At 65.4% G+C, this 18,580-nt stretch carries 19 protein-coding genes and 4 tRNA genes; 19 read left to right on the plus strand and 4 right to left on the minus strand.

Annotated elements, in window-relative coordinates; genetic code table 11:
* Positions 1-3: 3 nt before the first annotated feature.
* Positions 4-636 carry a DUF1287 domain-containing protein gene (locus OVA11_RS09985; RefSeq protein ID WP_268067242.1) on the minus strand — a complete coding sequence of 211 codons (633 nt, stop codon included), beginning with the start codon at positions 634-636 and terminating at the stop codon, positions 4-6.
* A gap of 87 nt (positions 637-723) precedes the next feature.
* Positions 724-2,745, minus strand: a complete 2,022-nt coding sequence (locus OVA11_RS09990) for a class I poly(R)-hydroxyalkanoic acid synthase (RefSeq protein WP_268067243.1) — start codon at positions 2,743-2,745, stop codon at positions 724-726.
* 89 nt (positions 2,746-2,834) lie between these two features.
* On the opposite strand from OVA11_RS09990, the gene OVA11_RS09995 reads away from it, so the two are divergent.
* The 13 genes from OVA11_RS09995 (at position 2,835) to OVA11_RS10055 (ending at position 12,073) form a co-directional block, all read left to right on the plus strand.
* Entirely contained in the window at positions 2,835-3,275 is a 441-nt protein-coding gene (locus tag OVA11_RS09995; RefSeq protein WP_268067244.1) for a hypothetical protein, read from the plus strand.
* A gap of 108 nt (positions 3,276-3,383) precedes the next feature.
* On the plus strand, positions 3,384-4,604 hold the full coding sequence (locus tag OVA11_RS10000) for an LL-diaminopimelate aminotransferase (RefSeq protein ID WP_268067245.1): 1,221 nt from the start codon (positions 3,384-3,386) through the stop codon (positions 4,602-4,604).
* A gap of 36 nt (positions 4,605-4,640) precedes the next feature.
* On the plus strand, positions 4,641-5,930 hold the full coding sequence (locus OVA11_RS10005) for a homoserine dehydrogenase (protein WP_268067246.1): 1,290 nt from the start codon (positions 4,641-4,643) through the stop codon (positions 5,928-5,930).
* 75 nt (positions 5,931-6,005) lie between these two features.
* Positions 6,006-6,959, plus strand: coding sequence for a class II fructose-bisphosphatase (gene glpX / locus OVA11_RS10010; protein WP_268067247.1), 954 nt, complete (start codon positions 6,006-6,008; stop codon positions 6,957-6,959).
* A gap of 60 nt (positions 6,960-7,019) precedes the next feature.
* Positions 7,020-7,997: a class 1 fructose-bisphosphatase gene (locus OVA11_RS10015; RefSeq protein WP_268067248.1), complete on the plus strand. Its 978-nt coding sequence runs from the start codon at positions 7,020-7,022 to the stop codon at positions 7,995-7,997.
* A gap of 67 nt (positions 7,998-8,064) precedes the next feature.
* On the plus strand, positions 8,065-9,885 hold the full coding sequence (gene recJ, locus OVA11_RS10020) for a single-stranded-DNA-specific exonuclease RecJ (RefSeq protein WP_268067249.1): 1,821 nt from the start codon (positions 8,065-8,067) through the stop codon (positions 9,883-9,885).
* A 129-nt stretch (positions 9,886-10,014) separates the two neighbouring features.
* Positions 10,015-10,089: transfer RNA gene (locus OVA11_RS10025), tRNA-Glu, on the plus strand.
* Positions 10,090-10,134: 45 nt separating this feature from the next.
* Positions 10,135-10,209: transfer RNA gene (locus tag OVA11_RS10030), tRNA-Glu, on the plus strand.
* 172 nt (positions 10,210-10,381) lie between these two features.
* Positions 10,382-10,972, plus strand: a complete 591-nt coding sequence (cspD, locus tag OVA11_RS10035; protein ID WP_012640225.1) for a stationary phase survival cold shock domain protein CspD — start codon at positions 10,382-10,384, stop codon at positions 10,970-10,972.
* On the plus strand, positions 10,941-11,495 hold the full coding sequence (locus tag OVA11_RS10040) for a DUF192 domain-containing protein (protein ID WP_268067250.1): 555 nt from the start codon (positions 10,941-10,943) through the stop codon (positions 11,493-11,495). Before cspD ends, OVA11_RS10040 begins: the two co-directional genes overlap by 32 nt.
* A gap of 64 nt (positions 11,496-11,559) precedes the next feature.
* A tRNA-Pro gene (locus tag OVA11_RS10045) sits at positions 11,560-11,636 on the plus strand.
* A gap of 26 nt (positions 11,637-11,662) precedes the next feature.
* Entirely contained in the window at positions 11,663-11,968 is a 306-nt protein-coding gene (locus OVA11_RS10050) for an ETC complex I subunit (RefSeq protein WP_010919265.1), read from the plus strand.
* Between the two features lie 28 nt (positions 11,969-11,996).
* Positions 11,997-12,073: transfer RNA gene (locus OVA11_RS10055), tRNA-Arg, on the plus strand.
* A gap of 157 nt (positions 12,074-12,230) precedes the next feature.
* Here OVA11_RS10055 and OVA11_RS10060 read toward each other — a convergent pair.
* Positions 12,231-12,407 (minus strand): hypothetical protein, encoded by a 177-nt coding sequence (locus tag OVA11_RS10060; protein WP_268067251.1) that lies wholly within the window; start codon positions 12,405-12,407, stop codon positions 12,231-12,233.
* Positions 12,408-12,765: 358 nt separating this feature from the next.
* On the opposite strand from OVA11_RS10060, the gene OVA11_RS10065 reads away from it, so the two are divergent.
* From OVA11_RS10065 to OVA11_RS10090, 6 genes are all read left to right on the plus strand, one after another.
* Positions 12,766-13,017: a hypothetical protein gene (locus OVA11_RS10065; RefSeq protein WP_268067252.1), complete on the plus strand. Its 252-nt coding sequence runs from the start codon at positions 12,766-12,768 to the stop codon at positions 13,015-13,017.
* 18 nt (positions 13,018-13,035) lie between these two features.
* Complete coding sequence (locus OVA11_RS10070; protein WP_268067253.1) at positions 13,036-13,329, plus strand: hypothetical protein; 294 nt, start codon at positions 13,036-13,038, stop codon at positions 13,327-13,329.
* Positions 13,330-13,587 carry a hypothetical protein gene (locus OVA11_RS10075; protein ID WP_268068937.1) on the plus strand — a complete coding sequence of 86 codons (258 nt, stop codon included), beginning with the start codon at positions 13,330-13,332 and terminating at the stop codon, positions 13,585-13,587. It begins immediately after the preceding gene.
* Between the two features lie 72 nt (positions 13,588-13,659).
* Complete coding sequence (locus OVA11_RS10080; RefSeq protein ID WP_012640228.1) at positions 13,660-13,878, plus strand: hypothetical protein; 219 nt, start codon at positions 13,660-13,662, stop codon at positions 13,876-13,878.
* 27 nt (positions 13,879-13,905) lie between these two features.
* Complete coding sequence (locus OVA11_RS10085; protein WP_268067254.1) at positions 13,906-14,211, plus strand: hypothetical protein; 306 nt, start codon at positions 13,906-13,908, stop codon at positions 14,209-14,211.
* A 437-nt stretch (positions 14,212-14,648) separates the two neighbouring features.
* Entirely contained in the window at positions 14,649-17,252 is a 2,604-nt protein-coding gene (locus tag OVA11_RS10090; protein WP_268067255.1) for a GH92 family glycosyl hydrolase, read from the plus strand.
* A 25-nt stretch (positions 17,253-17,277) separates the two neighbouring features.
* Here the strand turns inward: OVA11_RS10090 and OVA11_RS10095 are convergent, their stop codons facing one another.
* On the minus strand, positions 17,278-18,453 hold the full coding sequence (locus OVA11_RS10095) for a lactate 2-monooxygenase (RefSeq protein WP_268067256.1): 1,176 nt from the start codon (positions 18,451-18,453) through the stop codon (positions 17,278-17,280).
* Positions 18,454-18,580 lie beyond the last annotated feature (127 nt).

Below are 18,580 nucleotides of genomic sequence, written 5' to 3' on the forward strand. Positions count from 1 at the left end.
GTCTCAGACCCGCCAGCGGTAGTGGCCGGCGGGTTTGTGCAGCTTGAAGCGCCACAGTGGCTCTTCCCTGACGCCATCGCCGACATTGTGCGCCACGCGCACTTGCGCAGGTCCGCTGACCGCGATCCCCAGATGCGGCCGGCCGCCCGCCAGGCGCCAGGTGAGGATGTCCCCTGGCGCAACCGCGTCGAACGCGTCGCCGCCCAATAGGCGGGGCGCGGGGAGGGGGAGCCTGGCCTTCTGGCGTGCGAGGAACGCCTCTAGGTTCAGCACCCGCCGATGGTCGATATTGGCGTCGGGTGACGTGAGCCCCCATTCGCGACGCGATGGGTAGGCGTCGAACGCCGCCTTCATGTCTTCATGCACGCGTTGTTGCAGATCGATGCCCCACGCGTCACGCGCGGCGCGGATCAGCACATCCGAGCAGACGCCGCTGGTCCGCAACACATCGCCATTCGGATAGCCGATCGAACGGTAGCTGGCGTCATAGGTGACGGTGACGCCGATCTGGGCCCGTGCGGCGGCGGCCAGCTCTTGTCCGGCGTCCGGGATCAGGGCGTGGCTAAGATCCGCCTGCGCCAGGAGTGGCGCGGCGGCGCAGAACCCTAAGGCTGTCCGTCGGTTGAGCGTGCGCATGGCGCGGAAGCTTGGCCATGATCCTGGCGACTTTTGGGCGAACCGGGTTCGCTGTTGGCCCTGCGGGGGAGAATCTCGCACTTGTCGTCAGGGTTGTGACTTTACCAGCACGAACGAACCCGGAGCGTCCTCCAGCGGCTTCAGCTTGCCCTTGGCTGGGTCGCGGGCCGGAACCTGGTCTCCCGAGCGGGCCTTGAGCCAGGCCGCCCAGTGCGGCCACCAGGAGCCGGGATGCTCCTGAGCGCCGGCGATCCACTCAGAGACATCCGCCGGCAGCTCGCTGTTGGTCCAGTGCTGGTACTTCTTGGCTTCGGGGTGGTTGATGACTCCGGCGATGTGACCCGAACCGGCCATGGTGAAGGTTACCGGACCGCCGAACGCCCTGGCGCCGCGATAGACGCTGCGATACGGCGCGATGTGGTCGTCCTTCGAGGACTGTACATAGATCGGGATCTTGACCTTCGAGAGGTCCAGCCGTTCGCCGCCCAGGCTGAGTTTGCCGGTGGTCAGAGCGTTGTCCTTGTAGAAGTTGCGCAGATAGAACAGGTGCAGCGCCTTGGGCATCCGCGTCTGATCGGCGTTCCAGAACAGTAGGTCGAACGGGCGCGGCTCTTTGCCCATCAGGTAGTTGCTGACGAAGAACGACCAGATCAGGTCGTTGCCGCGCAGGGCGTTGAAGGTGTCGGCCATCGACTGGCTGGGCAGGAAGCCGCCCGCCTGGTCCATCTGCTGTTCGATGGACTGCAACCATTCTTCGTTGGTAAACAGCAGAAGGTCGCCGGCCTCGGCGAAATCCTGCTGGGCGGCGAAGAAGGTGGCCGAGTTGATCCGCTTGTCGCCGCGCGCGGCCATATGGGCCAGGGCGACTGAGAGCAGGGTGCCGCCGATGCAGTAGCCGACGGTGTTGACGCGATCGACACCGCAATGGGTCATCACCTGCTGGGCGGCGTCATAGATGCCCTCGAACATGTAGTCTTCGAAGGTCTTGGCCGCGAGCGTCTGGTCGGGATTGACCCAAGAGGCGACGAACACCGTGAAGCCCTGACCCGTCAGCCAACGGATCATCGAGTTCTCGGGCCGCAGGTCCATGATGTAGAACTTGTTGATCCACGGCGGGAAGATCAGCAGTGGGATCTCGCAGACTGTGTCCGTGGTCGGGGCGAACTGCAGCAGTTGCAGGATGTCGTTCTGGTAGACGACCTTGCCGGGCGCGGTCGCGACATTTTCGCCGACCTTGAACTTGGCCAGATCTGTCTGGCTGATCGCCAACTGGCCGCCGCCGCGCTCGAGGTCGGCCGCGAAGTTCTCCATGCCGCGCACCAGACTTTGCCCTTGAGTCTGGACGACTTCGCGCAGGGCGGCCGGGTTCGAGATCAGGAAATTCGACGGCGAGAACGCGTCGGTCAGCATCTTGGTGAAGAACTCGACCCGGCGCTTTGTGGCGGGGTCGACGCCGTCCACCTCGGCGATCAGGCCGTTCAGCCAGTTCGATGACAAGAGGTAGGACTGTTTCATTAGGTCGAACATCGGGTTCGACGCCCAATCCGGGTCGTTGAAGCGCTTGTCGCCGGCCGCGGGTGCGACCACGGGCGCGACGTCTTCGCCGGCGGCGCGACGCGCGGCGGTCTGCCAGAGCTCCATGTATTGGCCGAAGAGGTCGGCCTGAGCCCGCATCAGCCGGTCGGGCTGCGCCGCGAGCCGCGTCATCACCTCGTTCAAGGCGGGGGCGACGTGGAACGGGTCGGGCGTCAGGGCAGCGGGACGGTCGGCTTGGCGCAGCGCCGCCTCGGCGATCGCGCCCTGGGCGGTGACGGCAGCGCGGGCGAGATTCGCCGAGAGGGTCTCGACCATCTTCAACTGGTCGGGCGAGAGCATGGACTCAAAAGGCGGGAAGGGCGGGGCGTCACCCCGCGGCGGCGGCGGCGGCGGCGGCGCGGCGCGGGCCGAATCGCTCTGGGGCGGAAGCTGGGGGGATTCAGGCTTGTCTTTCGGCTTGCCTGACTTGGCGGCGGCCTTGGGCTTCGAGGCGATCTTCTCCGCCTTTGTGGCCTCGTCGGCCTTTGTCGCGGCTTTCTTTCGAGCCTTGGGGGCGGCCTTCGCCGTGGCCATGGGGTTTCCTCCGCGAGTCCAAAGCCGGTTCGAGAAAAGCGCTGAACGCCTTTCGCTCGCCGCGATCATCGCATAAGACCAGAAACAAGATGAACGGCGAAACCCGCAAAATCGTGCGCATCGGTTTGATCCTCGGCTTCGCGGCCGGCGCGACCGCTTGCGCGAGCCCGTTCTCGTCCAGCCAGGTGGATCCCAGTTCTCCCGTCGCGGCCGCGGCGACAGCCGCCGCAAAGGCCAAGGGGCCGCGCCGTAAGTTCTCCGACATCCCCGTCGTTCCGACGGATGTGCCGACGGACGGCCAGATTCGGGCCAAGGTCGCGCAGCAGCAGGCGGCCGGCGCGGCGCTCGCCAAGGCGACGGCGCCGAACACCTGGGAACTGAAGGACTCCGAGGCTTACGCCGCAAAGGCGCGTCGCGAGGCCAATCCGCCGGCCCTCCAGGCTCCTACGGAAGCCGACCGCGCCAACACCGAAGCCTTCGCCCGCGCCGCGCGCGGCCGAGCTAGCGCGCCTCCGTCACAGCCCCAGTAGGGCGACGGAGGCATAATCTTCCTTTAGCTGGCTTGGCTTGACCCCGCTTGGGGTCTATCCATGCCCGACTTTCGCTCCCAAAGCGCCGAAGCGGCGCATAGAGCCCTCATGAGCACCGATTTTCACCGTATCCGTCGCCTCCCGCCTTACGTTTTCGAGGAGGTCAACAAGATCAAGGCCCGGCTTCGCGCCGAGGGCACCGACATCATCGACTTCGGCATGGGCAATCCCGACATGCCGACGCCTCAGCACATCGTCGACAAGCTGATCGAGACCGCGCGCGACCCCAAGGCCGGGCGCTATTCCGCCTCGAAGGGCGTTCCAGGCCTTCGCAAGGCCATGGCCAACTATTATGGCCGCCGCTTTGGCGTGAAGCTGAACCCGGACACCGAGGTCATCGCCACGCTGGGCTCCAAGGAGGGCTTCGCCAACCTCGCCCAGGCCCTGACGGGTCCGGGCGACGTGATCATCTGCCCGAACCCGGCCTATCCGATCCACGCCTTCGGTTTCATCATGGCTGGCGGCATCATCCGCCACGTGCCGGCGTTGTCGCCCGAGGAGTATCTGTCCAACATCAGCCGCGCGGTGAAGCACTCGGTGCCGCCGCCCAGCGTGCTGATCCTGTCCTACCCGTCGAACCCGACCGCCCAGTGGGTGGATCTCGACTTCTACAAGGACGCGGTCGCCCTAGCCAAAAAACACGACCTGCTGGTGATCAGCGATGTGGCCTACGGCGAGATCTATTTCGACAACAATCCGCCGCCGTCGATCCTGCAGGTCGATGGGGCCAAGGACATCGCCGTCGAGGTCAATTCGCTGTCCAAGACCTACGCCATGGCCGGCTGGCGCGTGGGCATGGTCGTCGGCAACGCCCGCATCTGCGCGGCCCTGGCGCGTGTGAAATCGTATCTCGACTACGGCGCCTATACGCCGGTGCAGGTGGCCGCCGCGACGGCCCTGAATGGTCCTCAGGATTGCGTCGACGAGATCCGCGGCATCTACAAGAGCCGGCGCGACACGCTGATCAAGTCTATGAAGGCCGCAGGCTGGGACATTCCAAACCCGCCGGCCTCGATGTTCGCCTGGGCCAAGATCCCCGAACAATACCGCGAAGCCGGCTCGATGCTGTTCTCGCGGCTGCTGATCGAGGAGGCCGGAGTCGCCGTCGCCCCGGGCATCGGCTTTGGCGAGTACGGCGAAGGCTATGTGCGGATCGGTCTGGTCGAGAACGAGCACCGGATCCGTCAGGCCGCACGCAACGTGAAGAAATTCATCGCCAACGCCGACTCCATCCTGGCCAAGGCCCACAACAAGATGGAACAGGCCTAAGAAGGCTGCGTCGGACGGCGTAACGAGGATTCGAAGATGACGAAGAAGACCTGGCGCGTCGGCGTCGCGGGCCTGGGTACGGTCGGCGGTGGGCTCCTGCAGTTCCTGGCGGAGCGTCCCGGCTTCGCGCCGGCTGGCGACCAAGCGGTCGTGACGGCGGTATCGGCCCGATCAAAGTCGCGGCCGCGCACGGTCGACATCTCGAACCTCGTTTGGTTCGACGACCCGGTGGCGCTGGCCGCCTCGCCGGAGATCGACATCTTCGTCGAGCTGGTCGGCGGCTCGGATGGTCCGGCCAAGGCCGCCGTCGAGACCGCCCTAAAGGCCGGAAAGCCGGTGGTCACGGCAAACAAGGCCCTGATCGCCGAGCATGGCGCCGAGTTGGCTGCCCTCGCCGAAGCCACCAACACCCCGCTGCTGTTCGAAGCGGCCGTGATGGGCGGCGTCCCGGCGGTGAAGATGATGCGCGAGGCCCTGGTGGGCGACGACATCGTCTCGGTGGCCGGCATCCTCAACGGAACCTGCAACTTCATCCTGTCGGAGATGGAGAAGACCGGTCGCTCGTTCGCTGACGTGCTGCGCGAGGCTCAAGGTCTGGGCTACGCCGAGGCCGATCCGACCATGGACGTCGGCGGTTTCGACGCCGGTCACAAGGTCAGCATCCTGGCCGCGCTGGCGTTCGGCTGCGCGCCGAACTTCGCCGCCGCCGAGATCGAGGGCATCAGCGAGGTCGACCTGCTCGACATCAAGCTGGCCAAGGACCTGGGCTACCGGATCAAGCTGATCGCCGGCGCGGCCAAGTCCGAGGATGGCGTCGCGGTGAAGGTGCATCCGTCGCTGGTGCCGCTGGATCATCCGCTGGCCCAGGCCGGCGGGGCGCTCAACGCCCTGTTCATCGAGGGCAAGCGCATCGGCCGGATCTTCCTGCAGGGCCCGGGTGCGGGCGCTGGTCCTACGGCGGCGGCGGTCGCGGCCGACATCGCCGACGTGATGACCAAGGCTGTACGCCCCGTGTTCCAGGCGCCGGCCGGCGACCTGAAGCCCTTCGTCTCGATCGATCCGTCGAAGGCAGTGGGCAAGGCCTATCTGCGCGTGATGGTGCAGGATCAGCCGGGCGTGATCGCGGCGATTTCGGAAACCCTGGCCGAATGCGGCGTTTCGATCGACAGCTTCCTGCAAAAGCCTGTCGAAGGGGCGGGTGGGGTGCCGATCGTGCTCGTTACCCATGCGACGCCAGAATCAAACCTCCTGGACGCGATTAGCCGCATCGAAAAGCTGCAGACCGTGCTAGAGCGTCCGCGCCTTCTGCGCGTCGCGCGCATCTAACGACCTGCAAAAAACGGGCGACGAAGGCGACATTGGGAACAAGGCCGCCTCGATCGGGGCGGTCGGGAGAAACGGATGAGTTCGAACACCCTGGACCGCGCGCTGGTCCTGGACGCCGTTCGCGTGACCGAGGCCGCCGCCATCGCCTCGTGGACCATGCTTGGCCGCGGCGACGAAATGGCCGCCGATCAGGCTGCGGTCGACGCGATGCGCAACGCCCTCAATGAACTGGATATCGATGGCGAGATCGTCATCGGCGAAGGCGAGCGCGATGAGGCGCCGATGCTGTACATCGGCGAGAAGGTCGGCACCGGGAAGGGCCCCCGCATCGACATCGCGCTGGACCCGCTGGAAGGCACCACCCTGGCGGCCAAGTCCCAGCCCAATGCGCTGACGGTGATGGCCTGGGCGCCGAAGGGCACACTGCTGAACGCGCCCGACACCTACATGGACAAGATCGCCTGCGGTCCTGGCCTGCCGGCGGGGGTCATCGATCTGGACCGTTCGCCCGCCGAGAATATTCAGGCCGTCGCCGACGCCAAGGGTGTGGCGCCTTCCGAGATCACGGTCTGTGTTCTGGACCGGCCGCGTCACGCCGAGATCATCGCCAGTGTCCGCGCTGTGGGCGCCCGTATTCACCTGATCACGGACGGTGACGTCGCCGGCGTGATCAACACGACGGACCCATCGACCGGCATCGATCTCTATCTTGGATCCGGCGGCGCGCCCGAGGGCGTGTTGGCCTGCGCGGCGCTGAAGTGCGTCGGTGGCCAGTTCCAGGGGCGTCTGCTGTTCCGCAACGCCGACGAGCGCGCCCGCGCCGCGCGCTGGGGCGTCACGGATCTCGACAAGAAGTACGACCTGCACGAGATCGTCCGCGACGAAGCGATCTTCGCCGCCACGGGCGTGACGCGGGGCGGCCTTCTGGACGGAGTCGTCTATCGGGACGGCTGTGTTCACACCCATACCTTGGTGATGAACTCTTCGACGGGCACCGTCCGTGAAGTTCGGATGAAGCGGAAGGTCTGAAATCTTCCTGTCACGGCCGTCGCCTAGATCGGCCGCCCTGATTTCGGTTCGAGGACGAGAATGACTGCTTTTGTCGACCTGGCCGCCCGGCTCGCGGCCGAGCCGGCGGACGCCGCCCTGAAGGACGTGGTCCTGGCGATCGCTGACACCTGCGCGCGGATCAGCCGCGTCGTGGCGTCAGGCGCGCTGTCGGGAAGCCTGGGGGCGGCGGGCAGCACGAACGTGCAGGATGAAGAGCAGAAGAAGCTCGACGTCATCACCAATGACATGCTGAGCGACGCGCTCAAGGCCTGTGGTCCTGTCGCCGGGCTTGCCTCGGAAGAGCTGGAAGAGGTCGAGCCCACGGGCCGTGTCGGCGGCTATCTCGTCACCTTCGATCCGCTGGACGGCTCCAGCAATATCGACGTCAACGTCTCGGTTGGAACGATCTTCTCGGTCTTGCCCGCACCGGCCGGCCATGCGCCGACCGAAGGTGACTTCCTGCAGCCGGGCCGCAAACAGGTGGCGGCGGGTTATGCCGTCTACGGGCCCCAGACGATGCTGGTCGTCACGCTGTCGGGCGGCGTCAACGGTTTCACGCTCAGCGCCGACGGGCGCTGGTTGCTGACCCACCCGGACCTGGCCATCAAGCCGGACACCGCTGAGTTCGCGATCAACATGTCCAATCAGCGCCACTGGGCGCCAGCTGTGCGCCGCTATATCGACGGCTGCCTGCAGGGCAAGGACGGCGCGCGGGGCAAGAACTTCAACATGCGCTGGGTCGCCTCGATGGTGGCCGACGTCCACCGGATCATGATGCGCGGCGGGGTCTTCATGTACCCCTGGGATGCGCGCGAGCCGGACAAGCCCGGCAAGCTGCGCCTGATGTACGAGGCCAATCCGATGAGCCTTCTCGTCGAGCGGGCGGGCGGCAAGTCGATCGAAGGCCTGACCGAAATCTTGGATATCAAGCCGGCCAAGCTACATCAGCGCGTGCCCGTCGTCCTGGGCTCGGCCAACGAGGTCGAGGTCATCCGGGCCGAGATGCGCGCCGGCTGACGCACGTCCGGCCCTGTCGTGCGGGCGCCGCATGGTTCGAATCCTTGCGACAAGCTAGGCTCCCCCGATGCCCGCCGATGGTGTCACCTCGATTTCTCCCAGCGCTTTCCTCGGCGTCGAACGCTCGCTGAGCGGCCGTAGCTGGCGCGAGCGGCCGGCCGATCTCGCCGTGGTTCGCGAAATTCAGCAGCGTCACGGCCTGACCGAGCCCCTGGCGAAGGCGCTGGTGTCGCGCGGGGTCACCCTGGAGCACGCCGAGCACTATCTGCGCCCGACGCTCAAGGCCCTGTTCCCCGACCCATCGCTGTTCACCGATATGGACCGGGCGGCCGAAATCCTGATCGACGCGCTGGAGCGCGGTCGCCCGACCATGGTGTTCGCCGACTATGATGTCGACGGCGCCACCAGCGCCGCGCAGCTGGTCCGGTGGTTCCGCCATATGGGCGTCGAGCTGCCGATCTACATCCCCGACCGCCTGACCGAGGGCTATGGCCCGAGCCCGGCGGCGTTCCGCAAGATCCGCGACGGCGGCGCTGAGCTCGTGGTCACCCTCGATTGCGGCGCGGCGGCCTATGACGCCATCGCCAGCGCCGGAGAGATCGGGCTGGAGGTCGTGGTGATCGACCACCACCTGATGCGCGAGGACCCGCCGGCGGCCGCGGCCGTGGTCAATCCAAACCGGCCGGGCTGTCCAAGCGGGCAGGGCGTGCTCGCGGCGGCCGGGGTGACGTTCGTGTTGCTGACCGCGCTGAATCGCGAGGCGCGCAAGCGTGGCCTCTTTACCGAGGATCGACCGCAGCCCGACCCGCGCCAATGGCTGGACCTCGTCGCCTTGGGCGAGGTCTGCGACGTCACCCAGTTGGTTGGTTTCAATCGCGCGCTGACCGCCCTGGGTCTTCGGGCCATGGGCGCCTGGGCCAATCCCGGGCTGAAGGCGTTGTTTGAAGTCGGCAAAGGCTCGGGCGAGCCGTCAGTGTTCACGGCGGGCTTTATCCTGGGGCCGCGCATCAACGCCGGCGGCCGGGTCGGTCGCTCCGATCTTGGTGCGCGGCTGCTGTCTACCGACGATCCGCTGGAGGCGCGGGCGCTGGCCGAGGAGCTCGACAGCCTGAACACCGAGCGAAAGGCCGTCGAGGCGGCCGTCGTCGAAGAGGCAGCCGCGATGCTGGAGCGCGGCAGCAACTTCAATCCCGACGCGCCGGTGATCGTGGTGGCGGGCGACGATTGGCACCCGGGCGTGATCGGTATCGTCGCGGGTCGCCTGCGTGAGCGTTATCGCAAGCCAGTCGTGGTGATCGGCATCGATCGGGCCGCGAATGTCGGCAAGGGCTCGGGCCGGTCGCAGCCCGGGGTCAATCTTGGCCGGGCGATCCAGGCGGCGTTCGAGGCCGGCCTTCTGATGGCCGGTGGCGGTCATGCCATGGCGGCCGGGCTGTCGATTCGTCCCGAGATGATTCCCGAGTTCCGCGCCTTTCTGGAGGAGCGCCTGGCGGGGGAGATGGAAGCCGTGGGCGTGGAGGCCGTGGAGGTCGACGCCTTGGTCCAGCCTCGCGCGGCGAACCGTGCGCTGCTCGATGACTTTCAGCGTCTCGCGCCGTTCGGGCCGGGTAACCCCGAACCCCTGTTCGCGTTGAGCCAGGTGCGGCCAGAGCGCGTCTCGGCGCTGAAGGGCGGGCACGTGCGTATGGACCTGGTCGGGCCGACGGGCGACCGCATCAAGGCGATCAGCTGGAGAAGCGCCGAGACCCCGCTGGGGCAGCGATTGCTGGCGGGCGGCGGCCCCCTCGACGTCGTCGGCAAGCTCAAGCCTGACGACTACATGGGCCGAAATGGCGTGCAGCTCGAGATCGAGGACGCTCACGATCCTCGCGCGCGTTACGCGGACTAGGGATTTAAGGGGGCGATCCCGCACCTTGGCCGGTCCGGACGGGGATGTGGACGGACTGAAAAAAGTATCTTGGAGCGGGTTGCGCGCCCCAAACGGCGCGGCTATACACCCGCTTCCTCGCGGGGCCGTGGTCCCTTCGTCTATCGGTTAGGACGCCAGATTTTCAATCTGGAGAGAGGGGTTCGACTCCCCTAGGGACTGCCACCCGCGAGGCCATATAACGGCTATGTTCCGCTCCGGCGGCGATGTGGTCCCTTCGTCTATCGGTTAGGACGCCAGATTTTCAATCTGGAGAGAGGGGTTCGACTCCCCTAGGGACTGCCATCTTCGGCTGTATTTCAGATTTGTTTCCGCATTGTGGCTGCGACGAAATGTCGCGGTACCCGCTTGTGCGCTGTTTTGACGTGATTTCGTCATTGACGGCTCTCCTCACGCGAGAACACTGTTCTTGTAGTGCTTGCTCCGATGGGCTGATTGGGCAAGCCAGAGGGGTGGGATGTCTGGTTACGATTTTGAGGACGCTGCGGCGCACGAGGAGTTCGTACGCATCAGCGGCAAGGTGAAGTGGTTCGACGCCGGTAAAGGCTATGGGTTCATCGTACCGGATGATCCTGGGCAGACCGGGCTCAAGGACGTGCTTCTGCATGTGACGTCGCTGCGCAATTGCGGCCGCGAGACCGCCATGGAAGGCGCCATCATCGTTTGCGATGTGGTTCGGCGGCCTAAGGGCTGGCAGGTCAGCGAGGTCGTCAATCTCGATGAGAGCGGCGCGCCGTCTCCGTTGGAGCGTCAGCGGCGGACCTTCGCCGAAGGCCCCGTTCGACGCGACGGCTTGCGTGACGGCCACGGGCGCAGCGCTCTGACGCCGGAAGGACCCGCCGAGCACGCCAAGGTGAAATGGTTCAACCGCACCAAGGGCTACGGCTTCGTGATCCGTGACGCAGAACCGGGCGATATCTTCGTGCATATCGAGACGCTGCGCCGAGGCGGACTTGAGGATCTGCAGCCGGGCGACGACGTTCTGGTGCGGTTTGCGCGCGGGCCCAAGGGACTGGTTGTCGCCGAGATTTCCGCCGGCGACGCCTGACTTTCGCCACTGGTCTGGGGAGGCTAGTCTCGCGAGAGACTGGCTTTCCGTGAGGCGACGCGTGACCGAAGTGATGATCCACAGGCGAGCTCTCTTGGCTGGGCTGGCGCTGGCCGCCAGCGGCGGCCCAGCGTTCGCCGCCGGTAAGCTGGAGACGGTCGAGATCGTCACCAGCCGTGGCCGTGCGCGGTTTCAGGTTGAGATCGCCGCGACCAAGGCGGAGCAGGCGCGGGGGCTGATGTTCCGCAAGTCGCTCGCGCCTGATCGCGGCATGCTCTTCACCTACACGCGCCCGCAGGCGGTCGCCTACTGGATGAAGAACACGCTGATCCCTCTGGATATCCTCTATATCCAGGCCGATGGCCGAGTGCTGTCGATCGCGCGCAACGCTCGCCCGCACGACCTGACGCCGCTGGCTTCGGGCGGGCCGGTGCTGGGGGTGTTGGAAATCGCGGGCGGCCGCGCTGCGCAACTCGGCATCCTGCCGGGTGATCGCGTGCTGCATCGCATCTTTCCGAAGTAAACAGGTGCGCGCCTTTGTTGATCCGCGCGCCGAACCCCTGTAGAGCAGCCGCCTGCTGATGTTTCGGAGCGTAGCGCAGCCTGGTAGCGCATCTGTTTTGGGAGCAGAGGGTCGCAGGTTCAAATCCTGCCGCTCCGACCATCGGTAAGGCACTTTGGGAGAGGTCCATGCTGGCCCGCATCTATCGCCCCGCCAAGAACGCCATGCAGTCCGGCAAGGCCAAGACCAAGGACTGGGTGCTGGAGTTCGAGCCGGCGAGCGCGCGCAAGCCCGATCCGCTGATGGGCTGGACGACCTCCAGCGACATGAACGGCCAGATCCGCTTGACCTTCGAGACCCGCGACGAAGCGGTCGCCTATGCTCAGCGCCACGAGATCGCCTTCCAGCTCTTTGAGCCCAAGGCGCCCAAGCGCATCCTCAAGGCCTACGCCGACAATTTCGCGGCCAATCGCAAGCAGCCCTGGACTCACTAGGTCTGTCGCGACTTGAGCCGGCGCGCGCGCGCCCTTAGCTCAGTTGGATAGAGCATTCGCCTTCTAAGCGAACGGTCGCAGGTTCGAATCCTGCAGGGCGCGCCAAAACTATGCCAGAGCGCGAGGTTTCGCCTCAGCGCCGCCGACACGACGATTTGTTCGCGCCCTATCGTAGGCGGGCGTGTAACGGGCGATGCGCTTTGACGCTTGGGTCGCGCTGGGAATGTCCGCTTCTGGCCTAAGTGTCTGCGCGCCTGGCGCCCTAGGTCGGGCCGATCTTGGCTCGGTTGTGGGCGATATCGGCGGCGTTCTGGATGGGGCGCCACGCGACCAGGCTTTCCGTGTGCGCCAGCCCGGTGGCGTTGACCCGCCGCCAGCGGTCGCTCCAGACTGATCTCCGCGACGGCGTGAAGGTCTGGCGGCTCCAGGCCCCAGGCATGGGCGCTCAAGACCAGCGCCAGGCCTCGACCAGGAGTCGCACCTCGCAACGCGCGGGAAAGTCGTAGGTCAGCGAGATGCCAATCTCGAAGCGCATGTCTTGTCCTAGTGGAGGAGCGTAGGATCTTGCGCTGTAGATCAGTAGGCAGCCTATGCCCGATTTTTCGTATCCATAAGAAATATAATTTAAATATGTTGTCGACGTGCAGCGAAAATGGGCGCACCATAATTAAGTAGAACTATCGATTTAGTCTGGATCCATGGAAGATCGGTGGCCAGATTTTATTCTAAAATCCAAGAATTTTAGCTCGTTCCGGCGTTTCGATACGCTATCGGGCGCTTTATGAAGGTGCGCCCGGATGCTGCTCCGTCCTCAACGAAACACCCGCCTCATCGGCCAAGCCCGCGATCTCCATTCTCTCGCCGACCGTCTGCAGCCCGATCGCAACGCCGCGCGCTTTCTCGTGCATGAGACGCTGATGGCGGCGTTGGGTCTACCGGACGATCAGCGCGGCACCAAAGAGCAGGGGCGGGATCTGCGCCGCTGGATGATCGCTCATCTGCGGACCAGTCGACAGGCGATCCCCTCGGTCGCGCCGTTAGGGGGCTGAACTTGGAGAAACCCCACCATGTCTGATCCTGAGAGCCGCTCCACGCCTCCTGATCTTCGACTCGTTACAAAGTCGGATTGCGATCACGGCGATCATCATCTCGCGGTCGACGTGCTGCGAGCCTTGAGGCAGCTGGAGCGGCGGATACGCACGGGCCATCTTGATCCGGTGAATATCCGCGACGTTCAACAGCTTGCCGCGCTGGGCTTGGCGCAGCATGGCCGGGGCGGATGGCGGCCAACGGCCGAGGGGCTGGCCTATCTGGAGCGATGCAGGAGCGACAAGGCGCTTGGCCCGGAAGGCTTCGCCTGACTGACCTGGGACGTATTGCGGACGCCGACGCGGCGCGGAGTGCGGATACCCCCTCTTGATGAGGGCGAAAGGATGCGCATGAGCGATGTCCTCCAGTATCTGCGGCGGGCGTGCGAGCAGCTTCGGCAGAGCTGCGATGATTGTCAGCGTCAGCTGAATGCGCTGGCCGCGCAGGTTGGCTGGCTGGCCGACAAGCTCGGGCAGAAAGCCCGCGGCGCGGCGATGCCGTCGGGACCGCCTCCACGCCTTGAAGGCTAGACCCAAGCCCGGAGCGTTCGCGGCGCACCGGGGGCCCTTCGACATGGTTCGGACGAGACAAGGAACATTTCGATGAACAAGCCGATCATCCAGCGGGTCATCATCACGGTCCGCCGTAGGGCGGGGATGTGGGCGGCAGAAGAGGAGGGGGTCTTTTTTGTCGCTTCACCGGACAAGGACATCGTCAAGGCCTCGGCGGCTAAGCGCGCTCAGGCCTGCTTTGGGCAGGGAAGAGCCTGCCAGATCCGAATCTCAGGCGAGCACGGCTTTTTGATTGAGCCGCTCGCATAGTCTCTCTGCCCAACGAAAGGCTTCGCCATGTCGGCCAGTTTCGAAGACGCGCTTGAATGCGTTCTGAAGGGGCTCGAGCATCCGCCCGCCCATGGCACAGACGAGGACGCGGACTTCATGATCGCGCTTGCGCTGGTGCTGGCTACCCCGCCGGCTCACGACGAGGAGCAGCCCATGGCTGCGCCTGCCGCGCTCGACGATGACCTCCGGAGACGACTCCAGGCCGTGGCGCAGCATCGCGATTTCCCCAATGTCTTCGGTGATCACCCAGGTGGCATCGGTCCCACTTTGGGCATGGATCTCAGCGTCAAAGGTCAAGCTTTGCGCCGCTGATTTCAGCGCGACCGTCGCACCACAATCCCGCGCCAGCTCTGGCGCCGGATTGTGGTGCGATCAGGTGAGGGTTGTTGCCGTGGCGACAACGGCGCTCTGCGCAACAGCACGAGCGATCACGACAAGGTCAAAGTCTAGCTGGCGCCAGCTACGATGCAGCGCTGGCGGGCTGCCGCGTGCGCGGCAATTCCGGCGTGCGCTATGAGAACACTGAGAATACGCTCAAGAAGCTGCATCAGAAGGCGCCGCCCGCCGAGGGTATCGATTGTTGGAACAAGCCTCAGCTGGGTCACCTATAAGAACAGGTACGATTTCCTCCTGCTTTCGGCGATCTTCGCGGCGGATTTGACCGAATCCATCCTCCATTGCCCGTTCACCTGATGGCCTCCGACGTGCTGATCGCGCCGGCAGCCTGGCGAAACTGAATCTGAGTAACCGTGAGCTCGGGAAAGGGACCTGCCGTGCGTTTCCGAGTGCAACTCCTTGTTGTTGGCTTTGCCTTGGCTCTTGGGGCGGCGCACCAAGCCAACGCCGCGCCTGAGCCCGCGTTCTTCAGGCTTCCCGACCTTCGAGTCGGTTTGGGCGATGATAATCAGGGCGACACCATTCCAGGGCCGACCCGTCCAAACGGATCGATCCACCCGTCGCCGGCCACGCTGAAGCCCAGTAACGCCGGCTACAACCCCGCCGAACCGATAAGCGGCTTTGCACAGCTTCATTCGCAAGGATCGGGTGGCGTCACCACCTACGGGACTTTCCTGTTGTCGCCGCAGGTCGGCGAGCCTGTTTTCGACGAAGCCGCCCATCTCTCGCCCAAGGCCAATGAGACCCTGGCGGCCGACGTTTATTCAGTTCGGCTCACCCGCTACGACACCAAGGTGGAGATCACGCCGGCGCACTACGCGGCCATCTACCGGCTGACCTATCCCACGACTGACCAGGCGCAGGTCGTCCTGGACGTGACCCGCAAGGTCGGCGGGCTGGTGGCTTCGGAACAGGCCGATGTCCAACTGTTCCCCGAGCAGGGACGCATCATCGGTCACGTCAAGGCCAAGGGTTACTGGAACCCCGCCCTGATCGACATCTGGTTCGTGGCCGAGTTTGATCAGAACCCGACCGCCTGGGGTGTCTTCGACAAGGCTGAACGCAGGGACGGCGCCTTGTCGGGCCGCACGGGCGCCGACGAACGGCTGGGGGCCTGGCTCACCTTCAAGACCACGCCCACTAAGCCCCTCCTGGTGAAGATCGCCGTCTCCTTTGTCAGCGCCGAGATGGCCAAGGCGTTGCTGGACCGCGAGATCCCTGACTGGGACTTCGAACGGGTTCGCCGCGACACCCAAGCCGCCTGGAACGATCGTTTGGGTCAGGTGCGCGTGGAGGGAATGACCGAAAGCCAGCAGCGTCGCTTCTACAGCGCGCTGTACCACGCCTCGACGCACCCGCGTGACCGCTCGCTGGACCAGCCGGCCTCAAGACTTGGCCGTCCGAACTGGGACGAGCACTACACCCTCTGGGACACCTATCGGACGCTGTTCCCCCTGATGTCGGTGCTGCGGCCCAGCCTCTACACGGCCAATGTCAATTCGCTGATCCACACCTTCGACAAGTTCGGGGCGGCGGATACGGCGATCATCGGCGGCCAAAATTATCATGTCGGGCAGGGCGGCGATGAAGTCGACAACGTCCTGGGCGAGGCCCTGCTGCGCGGGGCCGAGGGTGTGAACTGGCACGAAGCCTGGCGGGTCGCTCGTTTCAACGCCTTTGAGCGGCGGTGCCCGCGCTATCTGGAGAGTGGCTATTTCGCGGTTGGTGACCGCAGCCCCGAGCCGAACAACCAGAGGGCAAAGTCGGGCTCCTCGACCCTAGGCTTCGCGCTGAACGACTTCTATGCCGCCCAGCTCGCCACTAAGTCCGGCCGCGCCGATGAGGCCAAGATCCTGACCGAGCGCTCAGCCAACTGGCGCAAGATCTGGAACCCTGACGCGACCAGCGACGGCTTCTCTGGCTTTCTCATGCCGCGCTATGCCGACGGTAAGTTTCAGGACATCGACCCAAAGCTCGGCTGGGACGGCAAGGCCCACAACAACGTCGGCTACTATGAGGGCACGGCCTGGATCTATTCGTATGGGGTGCTGCATGACTTGCCGGGCCTGGTCGAGGCGATGGGCGGTCGCGTTCGGTTCAATGAGCGCCTGAACCACGCCCTCGATGCGGGCCTGATCGACATCACCAACGAGCCGTCGTTCGCCACGCCATGGTTGTTCCACGCGATCGGACGGGCGGATCTGTCGTCCCGTTGGGCGGGGGAGGTGATCAAGCACTTCACTGCGGACGCCTATCCAGGCGACGAGGACGCCGGCGCGATGAGCTCCAACTTCGTCTTCAACAGCCTGGGGCTGTTCCCGAAGCTGGGCAGCGATCTCTACTACCTCCACGGGCCCCGCCATGGTCGAACCGTGATCCAGTTGGAGAACGGCAAGACGCTCGAGATCCTGGCGGCTAAAGCCGGAGCCAGCCGTCCCTATATCGCGAGCGCGAGCTTCAACGGCAAACCTTTGGCTGGCCCCTATTTCTCGCAGGCCCAACTCTTGGGCGGCGGCGTTCTGTCCTTGTCGATGTCCGATCAGCCGGGGCAGTGGATCTATGAAGGCGCGGTGCTGACGGCGCGCGCCGATCAGCCCAGCCTTGTCGACGGCAAGACTTCGACGGGTTGGCGCGCCGCGCCGGGTCAGTCCGTCACCCTCAGTCTCAAGGCTCCCGCCTGCATCGCTGCTTATTCTGTCAGCGTCGGCCCCGACGAAGCCGATCCCTCGCACTGGACCCTGCAGGCCTATGACGGACGAGCCTGGGTGAGCGTCGACCAGCAGAGCAACGTGGTGTTCGACCATCGCCACGCGACCCGGACCTTCCCGCTGGCGCCTGGACGATACACCGGTCTGCGATTGGCGCTGGACGGCGGCAGTGAGGCGAGCCTTTCTGAGGTCGAGCTTATCGCGGGGGCGTCCTGTGCGGCGCCGGCGTCGCGGCAGGCGACGCGTTGAGCGCCCGTCGGTAGCGACAGACGCTTTAGGCGCCGGCCCTTCGAACCGGGCGCACGCCTGCGTCACGGAGCGCGGCGAGGGTCGGGAAACCGTCGACGGCCATCAGCAGGTCGAGCTCGGCGAGGATGCTCCGCAACACGTGGACGACGCCGTCGACGCCGCCGATCGCCAGGCCATAGGCGTAAGGCCGACCGATCCCGACCGCCCGCGCGCCCATCGCCAGCGCTTTGGCGGCGTCCGATCCGGATCGCACGCCGGAATCGAAGAGGACCGGCGTGTTCCCGCTGGCCGTGACGATATCTTCGAGCAGGTCGATCGCGGCGATGCCGCCATTCGCCTGACGGCCGCCGTGGTTGGAGCAAAAGACACCGTCAACGCCCAGGTCCACGGCCCGGCGCGCATCGTCCGGGTGACAGATGCCCTTGAGAACGATGGGCAGCTTGGTGGCCGATCTGAGCCAGGCCAGATCCTCCCAAGTCAGGGTCTTACCAAACAGGCCGCCCCAGGTGCGGATCGCGGTCGCAGGATCCTCGGCCACCGGCTTACCCAGGATCTCCAGGAAGCGCGGGTCGGTGAAGTAGTTTTGCAGGACATGGCCCCGAAGCTGGGGGAAGTTCGCGTCGTTGAGATCACGCGGCCGCCAGCCTGTAACCCAGGTGTCGAGCGTCACCACCAGGGCCTTGAAGCCGGCGGTCTCGGCCCGGCGGATCAGGCTTTCGGCGAGGTCGCGGTCCCTGGGCGTATAGAGCTGGAAAAAGCCGACCCCGTCGCCCAGCGCCGCGCCGACCTTTTCAATCGGATCGTTGGCCAGGGTTGAGGCCATCACGGGCACGCCCGTCCTTTGCGCCGCGACGGCGGTGGCTATGTCGCCATGTCCGTCCTGGGCGCACATGCCGATGACCCCGATAGGGCTCATAAACAGCGGCGTGGGCAGCTTCAGACCAAAGAGTTCGATCGACAGGTCGCGCTTGGACGCGTCGACCATCATCCGGGGGACGACGCCCCAGTCGTGAAAGGCGTCGGTGTTCCGGCGCTGGGTGAACTCATCGCCACAGCCGCCTTGCACGTAGCTGAGCAGATCGGGGGACATGGCGGCGGTCGCGCGCGCTTCCAGCGTCTTGAAGTCGACCGGCCATTTGGGGCGCACGCCCTGCAGTCCGGCCCCATAGATCTCGTTCTGATAGTCGCCGTAGTGGGCCATGCCGCGCCCCTCCCGTGTCGTTCTTCTTTGTTCCCGGACACTCTAGCGCGGCAAACGCATGTTTGAAGGGGCGGCCGAGGTTTCGAGACACCCGGGTGTCTCAAAACCTCGCCGAGTCCCCGCTGAT

The organism is Caulobacter sp. SL161, from assembly GCF_026672375.1.
In the GTDB taxonomy this organism is placed as follows: Bacteria; Pseudomonadota; Alphaproteobacteria; order Caulobacterales; family Caulobacteraceae; genus Caulobacter.